The sequence below is a fragment of the Moorella sp. E308F genome (assembly GCF_006538365.1).
Classification (GTDB): Bacteria; Bacillota; DSM-521; order Neomoorellales; family Neomoorellaceae; genus Neomoorella.
Genome location: NZ_BJKN01000002.1, coordinates 383,202 through 399,108 on the forward strand (window position 1 = coordinate 383,202; position 15,907 = coordinate 399,108).

The following is a 15,907-nucleotide window of genomic DNA, read 5'->3' on the forward strand; positions in this document are numbered from 1 at the left end:
GCCCGGGATTAGGGATCGGGCAATGGCCACTTGCCAGGGCTGTCGCTTTTGTGTCCCAGTCATAGGCCGGGAAGAGACACGGTTGGCGTGTTTGGCCACCCTGGACCTCTATCTTTCCGGGGAACGTCGGGTGCCAGCCCAATTGCGGGCTGGAGACTTTATCGGGCTGGCCGGGAAGGAAATCCTGGTCAAGGCTGTGGAAAAAGTCCGGCCGGTAAGGCAGGCCTGCGGCTTCTACTGCCCAAAGATTTAGCGGTTCTTCGCCATCTTTTTGCCACAAAAACATGGTATAATAGTATCCAGAAGAAGGTGATCTCTTGCCGGAAAACGCAGGGCAGCCCCGGCCTCCCCATCACCCCCACGACAAGGGTTACCGGCAGCTCCTGGCCGACAAAAGGGTGTTCCTGGAGCTGCTGAAGACCTTCGTCCGGGAAGAATGGGTGGAGGCCATTGACTCAGACGACCTCATCCTGGTGAACAAATCCTATGTCCTCCAGGACTTCAGCGAGAAAGAAGCCGATATCGTCTACAGACTTAAGACGAAAGATAAAAACGTCATCTTTTACGTCCTGCTGGAGCTGCAGTCAACGGTAGATTACCTGATACCTTTCCGCCTTTTGCTCTATATGGTCGAGATCTGGCGGGAAATCTACAACAATACCCCGCAGCACGAGCGGGAGAGCAAGCATTTCCGCCTGCCGCCCATCATCCCGGCGGTGCTCTACAACGGGGCCGGATCCTGGACTGCGGCGCTTTCCTTCAAAGAAATGCTGGACAGTTACCGGGATTTCAGCGGGCATCTCCTGGACTTCCGCTATCTTCTCTTTGACGTCAACCGTTACAGCGAAGAAGAGCTTATCAGGGCGGCCAATCTAATCGCCAGCGTCTTTCTCCTAGACCAGAGGATGCGCCCTGAAGAGCTTGTTGGACGGTTGCAGAAACTGGCTGGGGTCTTAAGACGGCTCACGCCTGACGAGTTTCGCCATTTTACGACCTGGCTGAAGAACGTCGTCAAGCCGAGAATACCAGGAGATTTTAGCGCAAAAATCGACGGTATCCTGGACGCAAGCAATCCCTGGGAGGTGGAACAGATGATTTATAACCTGGAATTAACCCTGGAAGAGATGCAGCGGCAGGCTTTATTGAAAGGCGAGATGAAAGGTAAGATGGAAGTTGCTAAAAATTTGTTGCGGTTGGGCATTGAATTAGATAAGATTGCCCAGGCGACAGAGCTTTCTCCAGAGGAAATCGCCACGCTGAAGAAACAGCTGGAGTAGTGATTTTTTGCTGGCCGTAAATTCAGGAAAAGGCCCGCCTCATCCACCGGGGCGGGCCTTGTTATTGTGCGCCCGGCATGGGCGTTAACTTAGTGGTGAAAGTCCACTGCAGGCGAGGCAGCACGAGTCTGCTAGCCAAAGGCAAGGGTGCCCATCGCGAGGTGGGATCTGAAGGAAGCCGGAGGCAAAGCCACGGCCCGATGAACAAGAACCCCATAGGAGGCTAGACCATCTGGATGAGCTGGCGAAACACAGCGAAATCCCAGGCTGCCAAGGGATGGTAGAGTATATGGGGCGGGCGCGGGGCGAAGGTTAACGCTCTTACCCGGGGAGGCCTGCCGGATAAGCCAGGAAAAGCTGGCAACCCGTGTCGAAAGGCACGGCTGAACCGGCAGGAGTCAGCAGAAGGCATAGTACCCTGGGGGTCATGAACTCCAGGGGAAGGCCCGAACATCAAGTCAGAGGTGAGACCGATGCGTTCGCGAGAAGGGCGAAGACAGCAGAAACCCCCGGAAGGGGCCTGCCCGCGGGAGGAAGTGGTGAAGCCACAGGGGACCGCGGGAGGGCCGAGTTCTTCTCCGGCACAAAGCGGGACGTCACCTCGCGGAGGCCAAGGTAGCGGCCTGATGGAACAGGTGGTGGAAAGGCAAAACATGCTGGCCGCCCTAAAGCGGGTAGAGCGGAACGGAGGCGCACCCGGCGTGGATGGCATCCCGACCGAACGGCTTCGGGACCAAATCCGCGCCGAATGGCCGCGTATCCGGGAAGAACTGCTCGCGGGAACCTACAGACCAAAGCCCGTGCGCCGGGTCGAAATCCCGAAACCCGGGGGAGGCAAACGGATGTTAGGGATACCCACCGTAATGGACCGCCTGATCCAGCAGGCACTCCTGCAGGTATTGACGCCAATCTTCGAGCCGCAGTTTTCAGAAAGCAGTTTCGGGTTCCGACCCGGAAGGAGAGCCCACGACGCGGTAAAGAAGGCACGTCAGTACGTAGAAGAAGGATACGAATGGGCGGTAGACCTGGACATCGAGAAATATTTCGACCGGGTAAACCATGACACCCTCATGGCCCGGGTGGCCCGGAAAGTAACGGACAAGAGGGTACTTACCCTTATCCGCCGCTATCTTACCGCAGGCGTCATGGTAAATGGAGTGGTCATGGAGACGGTAGAAGGAACGCCCCAGGGTGGACCAATAAGCCCGTTATTAGCCAACATTCTACTAGACGACCTGGACAAAGAACTGGAAAAGAGGGGCCACAAATTCGTCCGTTACGCCGATGACTGCAATATTTACGTCAAAAGCAAACGGGCGGGAGAAAGGGTCATGGCAAGTATCCGTAAGTTCCTGCAGGAACGGTTGAAGCTCAAGATAAACGAGGAAAAGAGTGCGGTAGACCGGCCGTGGAAACTGAAATTCCTGGGGTTTAGCATGTATAAAGCCAGAGCAGGGCAAATCCTTATCCGCTTAGCACCGCAAACTATCGACCGGGTGAAAACGAAAATCCGGGAGATAACTGCCCGGAATAAACCCGTAAGCATGGCCGAGCGCATAGAGCACCTGAACGCCTATTTGGGCGGATGGATAGGATACTTCGCCCTGGCCGACACGCCCAGCACTTTTAAGAACATAGAAGGCTGGATGCGGAGGAGGCTGCGCATGTGCCTCTGGAAGCAGTGGAAGCGAGTACGGACCAGGTATCGCGAACTACGCGCACTGGGTTTACCAGAATGGGTAGTACATGAATACGCCAACGCTCGCAAAGGGCCATGGCGGATGGCCCATGGGCCAATGAATAGAGCCCTGGGCAATACCTACTGGCAGTCCCAGGGCCTCATGAGCTTAACCGAACGCTATCTCAGTCTTCGTCAAGCTTGGTGAACCGCCGGATGCGGACCCGCATGTCCGGTGGTGTGAGGGGACGGGGGCTAGCCGCCCCCTCCTACTCGATATAACTTGCCGGAGCCGTGCCGCCCCTTGCCGGCAATTTTGCCCTCGTTTTCCCAGGAGTATTCCAGGAAATATCAACCCTGTATAACCCTTTTTAAAGCCGCTTGCTGGCTTTCTGAAGGGTCATCTATGCCCGGGAAATATTTTTTTACCTTCGGCAAAAATCGGCCGCTTGCGCCAAACGACAGGGGCTGCCTTAAGAAAATATGCGTTTAACCCATTTTTTCTTTAGATTTTTATTCCACCGCTGTTAAAGGTAAGAATGTGAAATATTTATCAAGTATTATAGGACAAGACATTTTGCCGCCGTCGCCCTGCAGTGGAAAGCAGTTCCTGCCGGACCTTCCGCGTGGTCTTGAGCGTTTTTCCCCGTCTTAGCCCAACGTTATCAGAGACATCTCCGGCGCATGAAGGGGACATGCATCAAGGCAAGGCACATTGCCTTGAGGGGTTGCCTTCGGTTTTACGCTCAAAATTTTCCTCCCCAGGTAGGAAAAAGGCAGAAACCTGTAGAATAAAAGCACTGCAGGAGGGATGAACCGTGACCATTGACCACGACGAACTCCTGCTGACCCGCGCGGTAACCGGCATCTTCCGTATTACCAAGCGCATTTTTTGGAATTGGTAGCAGGAGGGCTTCCTGATCCCTGTCCGCCTGCCCACGGGGCAGAAGCGGTACATGAGGGATGAAGTGTAAACGCTGCTGCAGGCGTTTGGCGGAAAAAGGAACGCAGCCGGAAAAACCTGAGGAGGCGAGGTAAGTCATGTGGCGAAATACCAGGTTTCTGACTACGACCGCCCTGCTGCTGGCCCTGACGGTCGCAGTCCAGATGGTCGGGCTCCCACAGCCGGTGACAGGCCCGCTGGTAAATGCGATGCTGTTCCTGGCGACTTTAACCGTAGGCATGGGGGGCGGTGTCGTCATAGGCGCCCTGACGCCGTGGATCGCCCTCATGCGGGGCATCGTGCCCCCGCTCGCCCAGCCCGTAACGCCGTTCATAATGGCGGCCAACGCTACGCTGGTGATAGTCTTCAGCCTGCTGGCAAGGTTTAACCCGTGGGTCGGCGTCGTTGCTGCCGCAGTATGCAAGTATGGGGTCTTCGTATGGCGCTGAAATTCATCCTGGTCTTACCTCCCAAGCTGGCGCAGGCTTTCCAGGTCCCCCAATTGCTTACGGCACTGGCGGGAGGGGTTATAGCGATTATCGTGCATAAAGCCCTGCCCGAGCAGTATAGGAGGTCGCTATAGCTTACGCCGCCGTTCTCGCGGCCGGCGAGGGAAGACCTTGCTCCGGGGCGCGCATGTTCAGGAGGAGCCACGGCAGGTGTGATTGAAATTGGCGAGCTGCCAGCGGCCAAGATAGGCAACCGCTACCGCATCGCCCAGGAAGATCTGGAACAGTTTATTGAGGAGAGGCGAACAGTCAAAGAGGGGGTATCAAACATTGAGTGTCTCCAAGGATGAGTTATACCGGCTGGTGGAGGCCTTGCCTGAAAAAGAAACCCTTATGGTTAAGATGTTTTTGGAGTTTGTATTGAGCGAGGCTGAAGCCAAAAACAAGGACAAAGTTTCAGAACAAACATTAGGAACCACATTTTACATCGAAGGACCTAGTGGTAAATATGCAGAAATGGAGTTTTGTTATCACCTCATGAAGCTTGATGATGTTGGAGGACAGGGTTATTTCGTATGGTACAATGACGCATTGACACAACTAGGGGATGTTGACTTTAACAAAAATGATTTACCAGCAGTATGGCCAGTTTATTATGCATTAGCTGCTAAATGTACTATTGTACCAGAACCTTTCTTTGGCGACTTTAAGAATCGAGAAGAAGTGGAGATGTATGTTAAAGGGAGCTTTAATCCAATCCCATTAAACAAAATCCCAATGAAACTTTCTTCAAATCTAGAGGTTGCTAAATTAATGTGGAGCGGTAAGACCTATTCTAAAGCCTTAACTATTATTGCGCAGCAGAGAGACTTAAAATCAATAAGCACAGTAGGGGATCAATGTACTCGTCAAATGGGATTAAACGCAAAACAATTTAAGGAATTAGTCGATAATAAGGAAAAGTTTATGGATCACCTGATAAAGCATTTTCCAGCTTATAAAGATTTTATAGTTAAGGAGTTATCTTAGAAAGCATCGTAAAGAGTATCGCTAAAGCTCTTTCGTAAAGCTGCTTTCTGCGGTCAACAAGGGTGGCACAGACTTCCATTTTTGTTATTTATGAACCAGGCTTGTTTTGTACCGGAACTTAAAATTACTTATCCACCCGGACACCAAAGCACTGCACCAGTATCTCCCGGACGGCCGCCACGTCGGCATCGGTGAAGGTACCGGGATCGCGACCTTTCATCACGGCGTATGCCGCCGCCACCCCGGCGGCATCCCCCAGGACACATTGATTGGGCAAGACCCGCAGCTCAGCCCAGGCCAGGGAGGAGATGCTGGCCGCATAGCCGGGGATGAGCAAATTGGGCACCGGGCGGCTGAGGAGGGTGTTAAAGGGGATATAGACCGGGTTCTGCGGCCACCCGCCCGGTCCCGGCATGGTCCGGGGATAATCAGGCCGTAAGAAAGGCGTCACCGGCCAGCGGTAGCGACCGTCGCCCCCCTTAAGGTCGCTGAAATGATAGGCATTGATATCCTGCCAGTAAAAGCCCAGGCCGATACGGTTTACATAATTGCCAAGGTCGTTGCCTTCCGCCGGACCTGGCCCGGCGCCGTGTGCAGCCGCCGCGGTCAGGGCGTAGTTGCTGTCCTCCGTTCCCGGTCCCGCTTCCCGGGGTTCGACTACCGTATGAATCGTTTCCCGCAGGTACAGCATCCCGCCGGCAAAGGGTTTCCCATCCGCATCCAGCACCACTTCCGCCTCATGGAAGCCATCGAAGCGGCGCAGTGCCCGGATGAAATCAGGATTCGCCAGCATCTCCCGCGCCCGCTGCCAGGCCGTGTCCGTGTCCAGGGCTTCCGGCGCCATATCCCCCGGATAAGCATCGTGCCCGCGGTCGCGGGCATTCGCCCGGCCGTCGACGTTAAAGATGAGGAGGGCATTGACCCACCACTCCGGGTTCCCCGGTCCGTCCTGGACGGCATTGAGGGGCTTTAAAGCAAAGCCCGCCGGGCCGTACCTGTCGTTAAAGGCGGTAACCACCGTGTCGTTTATGTAAACTTCCCTGCCGCCGTAGGCAGACCATACCCCTCGCTCCTGGCGGAAAATCATATCCCGGTAACGGCCGGGCTGCACCCCGCGCACCTTGAACATGAGGGTAGCAGCCTGCTGGCGTGGTCGCAGAGTAAGGTCGATAAAATCCCCAGCCAGCAAATCCGCCGGCCAGTCGGCGCGGCCCACCGTCACCCCGGCATGGCTCAGGCGACTGAGCCGCCCGTCTTCCGAAGCGTCGACAAAGATGGTCGCGGCAAGTATTAGGCGCTCTTCACCCCAGATTACCGTCCCGGCGGCATCCCTCTGCAGCTCCCGCAGGGCCAAGGTCTTGAGCCGCCCGCGCCGGTCCTTCTGGATGGCAGTTATATCCATAGCCCAGTAAGTATGAAGATTGGGCAGTCTCCCCAGGTCAGCAGCAATCTGCGCCGAAAGATCTGCCGTACGGTAAAAAGGTCCCACCGCTTTAAACCAGTGGGCAAAAGACCCCCCCTGGGCCAGCCGCCCGTCCCGCGCCCAGTAACGCACGTCCCAGAAGTTCTGGCCGCCCACCGTAGCCAGGCCGCCGTACTCGTGCTCGGGGTAGGGAACCACTAGGACCACCGTTCTATCCGGTGCCGTTGCCGCTGCCTTCCAGGCCGCCGCGCAGCCGGCCAGGCCGCCGCCGTAAACGACGATATCCGCCCGGACCGCAGGCGCCGCTAGGGGCCAGCCCTCCGGCCGGATCCCCGTGCCGGAGAGACTTAACATAAAACAGAAAACGATAAAAAATAACAGTAACCGTTTCCCCATCAGCCAATTCCCAGTCGTTCTTTTATAGTTAACATAAAATGATGCAAATCACCAAGATCGCGTTTTAATATGCCCCAGATGACCTCAGCATCAAGTTGAGTATAATCATGGACAATAATGTTACGAAATTGGGCCATCTTCATAAGTTTTTTAGCCAGTTCCTCGGGCAGGTAGCCGGCTTCACCTAAAACAGCAAAAATATCTTTATTATCCCGTGGCTCCCTTAATCCCTCATCGGAAATAATGTGGCTGGCAATATCTATGCAGCTTTCTATAGCCAGATGTAAAGTCCGTTCAGCATACCGGCGCAGCCGTTTATCAGCCAGGAAGTCTTTTAAGCCGATTTCCTTTTCTGCCTCCAGGTCAGCTATATATTCACTTAACAAAGCCAGGCGGTGTCTTATAACTTCGATATCAACCATATCAGCCACTCTCCAGGATTTTAGCGATAATTTTTTTATGTCGTCTCTGAAGAAGGGGTTGCAGATCAAAATAAGTGCGCCTGGACCAAACTTCAAACGCCACCCTGTAACGGGGATCTTTATCGACCAGTAAAATTCCGTCCTTTAAGATCTGGTGTTGCAGCAGTAAAGGTGCCGCCTGAATGTCAATGACATCTACCTTTTTTCCCGTTACCCTTTCCAGATCGATAATTATTTCCAGCCGGCGGTCAAAACGCTGCAATTTCTCTTCACTGCCGGCAAATAACACGGCCACGTCGATATCACTGCGCTCCCGGCTGGTCCCTCGGGCGTAAGAACCAAAAAGGTACGCCGCCACCACATCCTGGCAGCGATTGAGATACCCGGTTAGAGCATCAGCTATTGCTTTATCCAGGCGCGTTTCGGCTGGCAAATATTTTGGGGAGAACAAAATTTGCACCTTTCTATAACTCCCGTATTCCTAAAAATTTACCAATGCCATAAATAAATTCTACCAGGTCGTCCAGGCCAGTTTGTAAGTGTTTATACACCAGGCGGCGGTCAATGTCCATGTATTCATAGACAAGGATGTTACGAAAGCGTACTGTCTCAGCCAGCTTCCGGGCTAGATCCTGCGGGATAATCCCTTCAGCACCAAGAATTAAAGGTATGTCGGCATAGGTTTCCGGTTCGGGTAAATCCATGGCGCTGATAATATAATTGCCTATATCTATGATGCAGACAATGGCCAGCTCCATGTCCCTTTCTACCGTGGAATAAATTTGATGGTTATGCAGGAATTCATCAAGGCTCACGTTTTGATATTCCTTTAAGAAATTCACATATTCTTCGAGCTTCTTGAGGCGCCTCAAAACCCGTTCTAAATTCACGGCCGGCTTCCTCCTTCTTGATTTTAACTATAAACTGGCGCCGGTAGAAGGCCCGTAAGGGCTGGGTATCCAGGTATTCGCGCCTGGCCACGGTTTCGAAATCAAGCCTGGCCTGTCAATTTTAGGTATATAAGATATGCCTTCCCGTAAGACACGGCGTTCCTGGATATTTATTTTACCGGGGAACGCCGGGTGCCTGGGCAACTTCAGACACGGGATTTTATCTGGCTGGCCGGGAAGGAAATTTTAGATAGGGCCGTGCAGAATGCCCGGCAGGGGAGCCAGGCTTGCGGGTTGTATTGCCGGAAAGAGTAGATGTACAAATTGCATGGGTAAAATTAAGGCGTGGGTAAAATTAAGTCGCAGAATTCGACGGTTCGTTAAGTCCGAGAATCTGCCGCATTTTTACGATAAAATTCTTGAGATCCTGTTTAAAATCGGTAGCCAGCCCCGGAAGTTCTTTCAGGAGAGCCATTATTTTATCCGGTGCCCGTTTAAAATCATAAAGGTCGCGAAAATCCTGCCTGAAGTCCCGCAGCGCTTCCAGCTTCCGCGCCGTTGCGGCAGAGAGTAGCGCCGGACGGACGCCGGGCACCTCAAGGGTCATTTGATCGAGTAATTCTCTATCCCATAGATCGTCTTCAGGGATGGAGCAATCGATGTCTTTCGCTACAATCCTAAAGATTTTTTCTATGCCCGTATAATAGTCGTGCAGGATGGAACCTATTAGCCGCTGGGAGGTCTCGTCGCTAAGGCTGAAGCCCCCAAGGGAATCCGTTTGAATCTTCGGGAATAGGTTATATCGCACCAATTCTTTCTCTAGTTTTTCAAGGTTTGATAGTTCTTTGTGGATATTGGCCTTTGCTAGAAGCCACTTTTCAGGGAACAAAGCCCCACTCCTTTCTGTATGCTCTTTGTTAATAAGTTTTTTCCAAATAATAGCCAAACAGGGACTTTACGGCATAATTCGGGAAACGTTTTTTAGTATTCCAATTAACCTAAAAAACTGATCCATCTTCGTCGTTAAAAAATCTTCACTGCCCGTTATGAAAAGCACCGCTTTCCGTGGATTTTATTGCGAGAAGGTGCCAGAAAACCTGGTGACGTTCGTCTTCATTGAGATTGTTTTTGGGTTCGGTTAAATAATTAAGCAGCCATTTCTTGTTTACGACTCGAACCCCCTTAACAGGCTGGTACACCTTTACGAATGCCCGTGTGAATACAACAACCGCATTTATGTAGGGTACTTTTATGCCTCGCCCGGACATCTTTTCTTTAAGCCAGAAGCATTGACCAAGTACTTGTTTTAGAAAATCCTTTTCCAGAGGTTTCCCATCTCGTAGCAATTTTCCTTCCGGAGATATGGTTATTTCGCCTGTGTGGCTTTTTGTTTCGATGACAAAGACTCCCGTAGGGCCCACAACGATGTGGTCTATATTTCCCATAGGACAGGGAAAGTCGTTGAAGACGGCAAATTTCTTCGGCAGCCCATCGAGGATTTCTGAAATCTTTTCTTCGGCTTTAGCCCCTTTAACTGCCCGCGTGATGGCAGTCTCGATGTCTTTCCCGTCTTTCCCGGTCGAAACTTTGATAACGGAAATCAGAAAGCCTATTCCCATTCCAATTGTTAAATATCCTAATAAGGAAGTAACCCACGTATTAAGGTGCAGAAGTTTATTTCCTGTCAACGTTAAGACACTACTAATTACGATAAGAGCCAGGAGAGCCAAACAAATCCGCAAGGCCCTCTTTCTGGCTATTTCCCTTGTCCCTGCTCCAGCTTTACCTATTTGAAAGGGCACCATTGATTCTCCTTTTATTTTTTAATAATAACTATCCCTCTGTTTCAATATGTCCTCCTGCTGTTCCTCGGTAAAAATGTCTTTAGAACTCTCGACGAAATCTGCTATTTGCTCTGGCGTTTCTAAGGGCCAGCTTCTGTCTTCGTCCTCAAAAAAATTCCATTCGTCATCGTAGGGCTTGCCGTAAACGCAAACCGCGTCGGCGGTCACGCCGACGGCCCTTTTTCCTTTATCGCCTTTTAAAACCATGTCTTTTATGCTGACGTATACATGCCCGCCGGTATCCAGCATCTTCCAATCGCCCATTTTTAACTCCCCTTTCCTTATTTAGCATAACTTACAAAGGCACGGTCTGGCAAGAATAAATCATTCTATAAAGCGAAACGGCGCCCTTTGCCGCGAAACTTTTGGAACCCTATTTTAATTTGCTGTACCCTAATTTCCCCACAAAATAGTTTTCCCAAAAATGGTATTTATGATCCAATTCCGGCCGGACTTCCCTGTACTTTCGCAATTTGTCCCCAGCTTTGGCGGCCCTTTCTTCGTCCAATATTAGGCGGGCACGGGCCGCTTCGGCCTTGGAGCGTGCCCCCGCAATGATCCGTTTACGGTGAAACAGGAAAAACAACTTTTCCCGCCATCCGCCGCCGTCAAGCATCGACGCTGGGTCGGAAGACCATTTGCTCCATTTGGCAAATTCTTCCCGGGTTTCTCTTGCCGTTTTCGTAGCGTATTCAAAATTTCGTTCTAAATTTCCGGCATACTCCTACCGTAAATCTTTAAAAGTGTGGCGATAAAAGTCAAATTCTATTATTGGTTAATCCTGGAAGCATATTATGCAAGACGAAGGATAATAGTTTTTGTTTTTAAGAGAAATTTCCACTTCAGAATCCAAATCGCCGAGGTAACGGGCAATTATACCAGCCAGTCGTTCTTGCATCTGGTGATAATACATTCGTTGCAAACCGAATTCTTCAGAATGCTCTACGGCACGAAATGGGAATTCATAATACGGGTGAAGCAATGAAGGATCGAACAGCCTGGTAAGAATAAGTTCCGGTTCTTGCTCCAACCTGGCAAATATTTCTTTTTTCTTCCGGATGGCATTTATGGCAAGATCAAATAAAGTTAAGATTTCTTGCATGACGGCTTTTCTCTTCCTTCCTACCAGTAAAACAACAACCCCCGCTCCGCCGCCCTCCGGTAAAAGGCGGGGTCGGCCAGGTAAATCAAGCTCACCGACCACCCGCGGGCATCTTCTTCACTCCCCTGATGCCGTCGTTTTTGGGTCTGCCAGGCGTGCCTGAATTCGTGGGCCAGGGTAGTAACGGAAAACTTAGGGAGATGGATGGCGTTATCGTCCGGGACGTAGCATCCAAAACCGCTCCTCGCCGCCAGCAGCGTTCCCATCTTTAAAGCGGGCACCCGCAGCCCGTAGACCGCGCTCGCCTCTTCCAGCCACGCCCGGCACGCTCTGTAGGCCGCCTCGAACTCGGCGCGGCCGCCCCGGCCGGGGTTGCCGCGCCAGGGCCGGGCGGCGATGAGGCGGCGGGTGGCCTCGACGGTGCGGCGGTCGATGTTCGGGAAGCGATCTTTGTAACTTGAAGGCATGATAAACATCCTTCCTTTTCAGAAGTTTAATCTTTTGGCCGCCAGGGCTGCTCGCTGAAAGGTATTTTCCAGCCCTCCGGCTTGCCGTTCCAGACGTACACCCACGCCCGCACCGTGCCGCCCCCAGCCATCTCCACTTCGGCTTCCTCCCGGCGGTAGAGGTCGGGCACGCCCTCGTAGCGGTCCAGGTTTGCAAACGCTTGTCGGGGAACATAGAACACTTCGCCCATCACTTTCCCGCCGGGCTCAGGAACGATGCCCGGAAACTCGGGCGTTACCTGGTACATGGCGTAGCCGCGCAAAACGCCGAGGTACGGCCCGTCGCCGCCGAGGCGCTGCATGCGGTTGCTGTGGATGCTCATTAGAGTGCCGTAGACGAAAATGGGGTTTTTTTCTTGCTTCGGCATAGATATGCGACACCGCCTTATTCAAACTTTAAAGGGCGAGCGGCTTTCTAACGCCCCCGCCCTTAAATTAAACTAAAGAGCGATCTGCTCGTCGGCATCTTCCAGGATCCGGGCCGTCAGCATGTAGTACCTCCGGCCCTGCTTAGACCGGACCTCGCTGATCGTCACCGCCAACGCGTCCCAATCTTTTCCGTCGTTGGTGAGGCCCTCCATCAATTTCTTCACAGCTTCCACTACCGGCCCGGAGGAGAGGCGGTAATAGTGCCTGTTGTCGCCGCGAATGGTGAAAAGGACGTTTTCGTTATTATAGAACTTGCTCGTCACCACCGCGACGTCCTCGAAGATAATTTCCCTTCCGATAAGATTCCTTACGTCGCCCTTCGCGCGGTCGCGGAGGAAACCCAGCTCGCTGTTCGACGCTTCGTTGACTTGCCTTACGGCTTCCTGGAGATTCATAAATGATTCCCCTTTCTTTTAAAATTTTACCGACAATTTGCCGCTTTCTTTTTGGCAACCTGCTCTTCCCAGTAATCGATGTACGAGCGGTAACGGCGTTTCCCTTCCAGGGACGTGGCAACCCGCGGCCCTTCCTCACGGGCAAACATCGTCAATTGCGTTTTCCCGGTGAACGCGGGGACGATACGCCGCTTCTTCACCACCCTCCCTTCTCTCGCCACGTACAGCCACCCCGGTTCGGCTTCTTCCCAGCCTTCTTCCGTGTAGAGCGGCCGGGTGGCAACGATTAACGCCCTCTGGTCGGAGCGTTTGACTTCCCGGAAATACAGCCCGCCGACGGCCGCCGGGTGGTTCGCGGAAAAGAACAGGTTTTCGCCGTCGGCAAGGAGGAAATTCAGCTTGCCGCTGTCCTTGTATTTCCCCGCCACGCGGCAGATGACGTCCATCTTTTCTTCGGTCAATTTGACCTTGCTGATCTCCAATTCGTCGGCCACGGCGCAGAAGAAGGCTTCAGAATCGGTCGTCCCTTCCGGCCGCCGCAAGACCGGGGCGGCTTTCCTTATGTAGCCGTTGTGGGCCCCCGCCCAATCGGTCTCGCCCACGCGGAAGAGGAACGGGTGGGCGTTGGCCGTGCTTTTAAGCGACCATTTGCCGCTGGTGGTGCCCAGGCGGACGTGGCCGATGACCACGGTTGCCGGCACGGGCGTCGAAGCTAAAGCCGCGGCCAGGGGGCTTTCATTGGCGGCTCTGGCCTCGCGGATTACCGCCGGGCCGTGCCCGTCGCCCGCCCAGTATGCGATCCCCCAGGCGTGGGGGTTGCTCTCTCCCCTCTTGCGGAACTCGGCGAAGAGTTTATTGAAAGGCTTAGGCTCGGAAAAGCTGACGCCTAACAGCTGGCACATTTGAACCACCTCTCAATCATTTATCAAATCATTCTATCATTCTTTCTTGCTTTCATTATAGTATGGTTCGTCTTTTTTGTCAAGCACTTAATAAAAAAAACCGCCTTTTTGTAGGCGGGATGGGATAGAAAAACTGCTTAACGGTCTTTTGGCTTCGGCCGCAAGGGTTCTGGTACGGTCTTGTCGAAGCCTATAGGGGGGTTGCCAGTCTCTATCATCCATTTGATATAGGTATTGAGGATGTTGGCCATCGTGGTCTCGTTCTCTGTGGCCAAGATCTGCAGAAATTTTTTATAGCTGCTCGGCGTCCAAAACTGTAAAAGCTTTGCGTCTTCCGTATCTCTCTGGCTGCGTTTGAACATTATAAATGCCTCTCTTCCATTTTTCATTATTTCATTCTTTAATTATACAATCACTTCGCTGGCTTGTAAAGCGTCGTTATCGGTGTCATGTTCCAATTTTTAGGAGAAAGAAACCGAAATTCTTAACCGGTTTTAACTTTCCCTGCCGGGAAGTCCCCGCCCGTAAGGGCGGGGATGAAAGGCAGGGAGATAATCTCGCCATATTTCGATTCTTATAGTAAAATAAAGTCATGAAGTATCAATTGGACAAAGGATGCCATGCCGTTTACAGCCTTCGGTTCCACTATGTGGCGTGTACCAAATACAGGCGTAAGGTATTGACACCTGAAATTTCTGGTTTTCTCAAGCAGGTCAACCTAAGCGTAGCGGAAAAATTCGGCGTTCAGATAATCGAACAGGAGACAGACAGGGATCATATCCATATCCTCTTTGCCTCCCAACCTCAAATACAGCTTTCAAAATTCATCAACTCCCTGAAATCTGTTTCGGCGCGGCTGATATTCCGGAAGTTTCCGGAAGTGAAAAAGCAGCTTTGGGGCGGCCATTTCTGGTCGCCCAGCTATTTCCTGGCTACCGTAGGAGAGGTGAAGCTGGAGGATGTCAAACGCTACGTCCAGTCTCAAGGAAACCAGGAACTATAAATTCCGGCTTTATCCTAACAAGGAGCAGGAATCCCTATTGTTGCGCTGGCTGGAAACCTGCCGGTGGATATACAACACCGCCTTGGCCCAGCGAAAAGAAGCCTGGGAACGGGAAAAGAGATCTGTTACCCGGATCGAGCAGCAGGTATGGCTCAAAGAGGCCAAGAAGACGGATGAGCGTCTCCGGGAGATACACTCTCAAGTAGCCCAGGAAGTGTTGTTCAGGGTCGAGAAGGCCTTTGCCGCTTTCTTTCGCCGGGTCAAGAACGGGAAAACGCCGGGCTATCCCCGGTTCAAAGGGAGAGGACGTTATAAATCTATCACCTTCACCCAGTTTGGAGAAGGGAAAGGCGCTTCTTTCCAGGACGGCAAGCTGAGATTATCAAAAATCGGCCTGGTGAAGATAAGGTTACACCGGGAAATACCTGGCACTATCAAGACTGTTACCGTCAAACGAGATGCCGCCGGCAAATGGTGGGCCATTTTTGCCGCAGAAATAGAGCTTGCCCAATCGCAGGCTCATACCGGACCTGCCGCAGGTCTGGATGCTGGTCTGGAAAAGTTCGCGGCCCTTTCAGATGGGAGTATCATTGAAAATCCCAAGTACCTGAGAAAAATGGAAAAACGCCTCAAACATACCCAACGCAACCTTTCCCGCAAGAAGAAAGATTCCCGCAACCGGAAAAAGGCCAGACAAAAGCTGGCCAAGCTGCACGCCAAAGTTTGTAACCAACGAAGGGACTTTTTGCACAAGCAATCCCGCAGGCTGGTGGAAACTTACGGCCTGATTGCTGTTGAGAAGCTAAACATTAAAGGAATGGTCAAAAATCATCACCTAGCCAAGAGCATTTCTGATGCAGGCTGGGGAGAGTTCATGGCTATGCTTGAGTACAAAGCGGCAGAGGCTGGTACTAAGCTGGTCAAAGTGAACCCCTCCGGCACTTCTCAGGTATGCAGCGGGTGTGGAATGGATGTGCCTAAAGAATTATCCGAGCGGACTCATTGCTGCCCTTATTGCGGCCTAATACTCGACCGAGATGTGAACGCCGCCCGGAATATCCTGAAAAAGGCGTTGGCTCTGGAAGCGGCATGATGCTTCCCTACCGTGGGAACCACGGGACGTTACGCCTGTGGAGCTGACCCGTTGGGGTTACGATGAAGCAGGAAACCCTACCGAAGCCCCTCCCTAACCCGGAGGGGTTAGGGAGGGGTAGTTCAC

The 15,907-nt window shown here is 52.4% G+C and carries 23 protein-coding genes; 8 read left to right on the forward strand and 15 right to left on the reverse strand.

The window, feature by feature from the left end; translation table 11 throughout:
• The first annotated feature begins 82 nt into the window (after positions 1–82).
• The 3 genes from E308F_RS15810 to ltrA all read left to right on the forward strand — a co-directional run bounded on the left by E308F_RS15810 (position 83) and on the right by ltrA (position 3,163).
• Complete coding sequence (locus E308F_RS15810) at positions 83–253, forward strand: hypothetical protein (protein ID WP_172613650.1); 171 nt, start codon at positions 83–85, stop codon at positions 251–253.
• Between the two features lie 64 nt (positions 254–317).
• On the forward strand, positions 318–1,277 hold the full coding sequence (locus tag E308F_RS08260) for an Rpn family recombination-promoting nuclease/putative transposase (RefSeq protein ID WP_141264472.1): 960 nt from the start codon (positions 318–320) through the stop codon (positions 1,275–1,277).
• 473 nt (positions 1,278–1,750) lie between these two features.
• A complete protein-coding gene (ltrA, locus tag E308F_RS08265; RefSeq protein ID WP_141264473.1) occupies positions 1,751–3,163 on the forward strand; it encodes a group II intron reverse transcriptase/maturase in 1,413 nt (470 codons plus the stop codon).
• A 538-nt stretch (positions 3,164–3,701) separates the two neighbouring features.
• Here the strand turns inward: ltrA and E308F_RS16155 are convergent.
• Complete coding sequence (locus E308F_RS16155) at positions 3,702–4,322, reverse strand: hypothetical protein (RefSeq protein ID WP_216363912.1); 621 nt, start codon at positions 4,320–4,322, stop codon at positions 3,702–3,704.
• Between the two features lie 15 nt (positions 4,323–4,337).
• On the opposite strand from E308F_RS16155, the gene E308F_RS16160 reads away from it, so the two are divergent.
• The 3 genes from E308F_RS16160 (at position 4,338) to E308F_RS08280 (ending at position 5,376) form a co-directional block, all read left to right on the forward strand.
• Positions 4,338–4,481: a hypothetical protein gene (locus E308F_RS16160; protein ID WP_216363911.1), complete on the forward strand. Its 144-nt coding sequence runs from the start codon at positions 4,338–4,340 to the stop codon at positions 4,479–4,481.
• 78 nt (positions 4,482–4,559) lie between these two features.
• Entirely contained in the window at positions 4,560–4,697 is a 138-nt protein-coding gene (locus tag E308F_RS08275) for a helix-turn-helix domain-containing protein (RefSeq protein ID WP_141264474.1), read from the forward strand.
• A complete protein-coding gene (locus tag E308F_RS08280) occupies positions 4,678–5,376 on the forward strand; it encodes a hypothetical protein (protein WP_141264475.1) in 699 nt (232 codons plus the stop codon). The genes E308F_RS08275 and E308F_RS08280 overlap by 20 nt, the downstream gene beginning before the upstream one ends.
• 124 nt (positions 5,377–5,500) lie before the next feature.
• Here the strand turns inward: E308F_RS08280 and E308F_RS08285 are convergent, their stop codons facing one another.
• The 14 genes from E308F_RS08285 to E308F_RS08345 form a co-directional block, all read right to left on the reverse strand.
• Positions 5,501–7,153: an FAD-dependent oxidoreductase gene (locus E308F_RS08285; protein WP_216363910.1), complete on the reverse strand. Its 1,653-nt coding sequence runs from the start codon at positions 7,151–7,153 to the stop codon at positions 5,501–5,503.
• A 41-nt stretch (positions 7,154–7,194) separates the two neighbouring features.
• Complete coding sequence (gene hepT, locus E308F_RS08290) at positions 7,195–7,617, reverse strand: type VII toxin-antitoxin system HepT family RNase toxin (RefSeq protein ID WP_141264477.1); 423 nt, start codon at positions 7,615–7,617, stop codon at positions 7,195–7,197.
• 1 nt (position 7,618) lies between these two features.
• Positions 7,619–8,050, reverse strand: a complete 432-nt coding sequence (mntA, locus tag E308F_RS08295) for a type VII toxin-antitoxin system MntA family adenylyltransferase antitoxin (protein ID WP_172613649.1) — start codon at positions 8,048–8,050, stop codon at positions 7,619–7,621.
• Positions 8,051–8,081: 31 nt separating this feature from the next.
• Complete coding sequence (gene hepT / locus E308F_RS08300) at positions 8,082–8,507, reverse strand: type VII toxin-antitoxin system HepT family RNase toxin (protein ID WP_172613648.1); 426 nt, start codon at positions 8,505–8,507, stop codon at positions 8,082–8,084.
• Between the two features lie 355 nt (positions 8,508–8,862).
• Positions 8,863–9,453: a hypothetical protein gene (locus E308F_RS08305; protein WP_253256507.1), complete on the reverse strand. Its 591-nt coding sequence runs from the start codon at positions 9,451–9,453 to the stop codon at positions 8,863–8,865.
• Between the two features lie 88 nt (positions 9,454–9,541).
• A complete protein-coding gene (locus tag E308F_RS08310) occupies positions 9,542–10,309 on the reverse strand; it encodes a nuclease-related domain-containing protein (protein WP_216363909.1) in 768 nt (255 codons plus the stop codon).
• Positions 10,310–10,330: 21 nt separating this feature from the next.
• Entirely contained in the window at positions 10,331–10,615 is a 285-nt protein-coding gene (locus E308F_RS08315) for a hypothetical protein (RefSeq protein WP_141264481.1), read from the reverse strand.
• 109 nt (positions 10,616–10,724) lie between these two features.
• Positions 10,725–10,967: a hypothetical protein gene (locus E308F_RS16165; RefSeq protein ID WP_141305200.1), complete on the reverse strand. Its 243-nt coding sequence runs from the start codon at positions 10,965–10,967 to the stop codon at positions 10,725–10,727.
• A 159-nt stretch (positions 10,968–11,126) separates the two neighbouring features.
• Positions 11,127–11,453, reverse strand: a complete 327-nt coding sequence (locus E308F_RS08320) for a hypothetical protein (RefSeq protein ID WP_141264482.1) — start codon at positions 11,451–11,453, stop codon at positions 11,127–11,129.
• A gap of 20 nt (positions 11,454–11,473) precedes the next feature.
• Positions 11,474–11,920, reverse strand: a complete 447-nt coding sequence (locus E308F_RS08325) for a hypothetical protein (RefSeq protein ID WP_141264483.1) — start codon at positions 11,918–11,920, stop codon at positions 11,474–11,476.
• 26 nt (positions 11,921–11,946) lie between these two features.
• Positions 11,947–12,327: a gamma-glutamylcyclotransferase family protein gene (locus tag E308F_RS08330; protein ID WP_141264484.1), complete on the reverse strand. Its 381-nt coding sequence runs from the start codon at positions 12,325–12,327 to the stop codon at positions 11,947–11,949.
• A 72-nt stretch (positions 12,328–12,399) separates the two neighbouring features.
• Positions 12,400–12,783, reverse strand: coding sequence for a hypothetical protein (locus E308F_RS08335; protein WP_141264485.1), 384 nt, complete (start codon positions 12,781–12,783; stop codon positions 12,400–12,402).
• Between the two features lie 26 nt (positions 12,784–12,809).
• Positions 12,810–13,685 carry a class II glutamine amidotransferase gene (locus E308F_RS08340; protein WP_141264486.1) on the reverse strand — a complete coding sequence of 292 codons (876 nt, stop codon included), beginning with the start codon at positions 13,683–13,685 and terminating at the stop codon, positions 12,810–12,812.
• A 137-nt stretch (positions 13,686–13,822) separates the two neighbouring features.
• Positions 13,823–14,047, reverse strand: coding sequence for a hypothetical protein (locus tag E308F_RS08345; RefSeq protein ID WP_141264487.1), 225 nt, complete (start codon positions 14,045–14,047; stop codon positions 13,823–13,825).
• 230 nt (positions 14,048–14,277) lie between these two features.
• Here E308F_RS08345 and tnpA point away from each other — a divergent pair, with 230 nt between their 5' ends.
• Both tnpA and E308F_RS08355 read left to right on the forward strand, forming a co-directional pair.
• Entirely contained in the window at positions 14,278–14,688 is a 411-nt protein-coding gene (gene tnpA, locus E308F_RS08350; RefSeq protein ID WP_141264488.1) for an IS200/IS605 family transposase, read from the forward strand.
• Positions 14,645–15,781: an RNA-guided endonuclease InsQ/TnpB family protein gene (locus E308F_RS08355; protein WP_141264489.1), complete on the forward strand. Its 1,137-nt coding sequence runs from the start codon at positions 14,645–14,647 to the stop codon at positions 15,779–15,781. The genes tnpA and E308F_RS08355 overlap by 44 nt, the downstream gene beginning before the upstream one ends.
• Positions 15,782–15,907 lie beyond the last annotated feature (126 nt).

What these genes read in the sequence shown, in the direction of transcription:
- E308F_RS08340 (WP_141264486.1), bottom strand. Translation starts at nt 13,685, where the DNA reads ATGTGCCAGCTGTTAGGCGTCAGCTTTTCCGAGCCTAAGCCTTTCAAT.
- E308F_RS08335 (WP_141264485.1), bottom strand. Translation starts at nt 12,783, where the DNA reads ATGAATCTCCAGGAAGCCGTAAGGCAAGTCAACGAAGCGTCGAACAGC.
- E308F_RS08320 (WP_141264482.1), bottom strand. Translation starts at nt 11,453, where the DNA reads ATGCAAGAAATCTTAACTTTATTTGATCTTGCCATAAATGCCATCCGG.
- E308F_RS16160 (WP_216363911.1), top strand. Translation starts at nt 4,338, where the DNA reads ATGGCGCTGAAATTCATCCTGGTCTTACCTCCCAAGCTGGCGCAGGCT.
- ltrA (WP_141264473.1), top strand. Translation starts at nt 1,751, where the DNA reads ATGCGTTCGCGAGAAGGGCGAAGACAGCAGAAACCCCCGGAAGGGGCC.
- E308F_RS08345 (WP_141264487.1), bottom strand. Translation starts at nt 14,047, where the DNA reads ATGTTCAAACGCAGCCAGAGAGATACGGAAGACGCAAAGCTTTTACAG.
- tnpA (WP_141264488.1), top strand. Translation starts at nt 14,278, where the DNA reads ATGAAGTATCAATTGGACAAAGGATGCCATGCCGTTTACAGCCTTCGG.
- E308F_RS08355 (WP_141264489.1), top strand. Translation starts at nt 14,645, where the DNA reads ATGTCAAACGCTACGTCCAGTCTCAAGGAAACCAGGAACTATAAATTC.
- E308F_RS16165 (WP_141305200.1), bottom strand. Translation starts at nt 10,967, where the DNA reads ATGCTTGACGGCGGCGGATGGCGGGAAAAGTTGTTTTTCCTGTTTCAC.
- E308F_RS08285 (WP_216363910.1), bottom strand. Translation starts at nt 7,153, where the DNA reads ATGTTAAGTCTCTCCGGCACGGGGATCCGGCCGGAGGGCTGGCCCCTA.
- E308F_RS08330 (WP_141264484.1), bottom strand. Translation starts at nt 12,327, where the DNA reads ATGCCGAAGCAAGAAAAAAACCCCATTTTCGTCTACGGCACTCTAATG.
- hepT (WP_141264477.1), bottom strand. Translation starts at nt 7,617, where the DNA reads ATGGTTGATATCGAAGTTATAAGACACCGCCTGGCTTTGTTAAGTGAA.
- E308F_RS08325 (WP_141264483.1), bottom strand. Translation starts at nt 11,920, where the DNA reads ATGCCTTCAAGTTACAAAGATCGCTTCCCGAACATCGACCGCCGCACC.
- E308F_RS08315 (WP_141264481.1), bottom strand. Translation starts at nt 10,615, where the DNA reads ATGGGCGATTGGAAGATGCTGGATACCGGCGGGCATGTATACGTCAGC.